At 66.1% G+C, this 233-nt stretch carries 1 pseudogene; it reads left to right on the top strand.

Going from position 1 to position 233, the window contains the following annotated elements:
- A pseudogene (locus AAEZ05_RS30345) lies at positions 1-233 on the top strand (winged helix-turn-helix domain-containing protein); the annotation flags it as partial.

Below are 233 nucleotides of genomic sequence, written 5' to 3' on the forward strand. Positions count from 1 at the left end.
GGCTATTACGTGCTGCCGTTTCTGCACAACGAGCGCATTGCCGCGCGCGTCGACCTGCGGGCCGAGCGTGCCCATGGGCGCCTGGCCGTGCATGCCGTGCACGAGGAAGAGCCGGGGCTGGATGAGGAAGGCATGCTGGCGCTGGCGATGAACCTGCGAAAGATGGCCGACTGGCTAGGGCTGGAACAGGTTCAGCTCAATTGCCAGCGGCCCAGTGCTGCCCGGTTAAGGGC

Origin of the sequence: Pseudomonas sp. HY13-MNA-CIBAN-0226 (assembly GCF_040310305.1) — a bacterium.
Classification (GTDB): domain Bacteria; phylum Pseudomonadota; class Gammaproteobacteria; order Pseudomonadales; family Pseudomonadaceae; genus Aquipseudomonas; species Aquipseudomonas gregormendelii.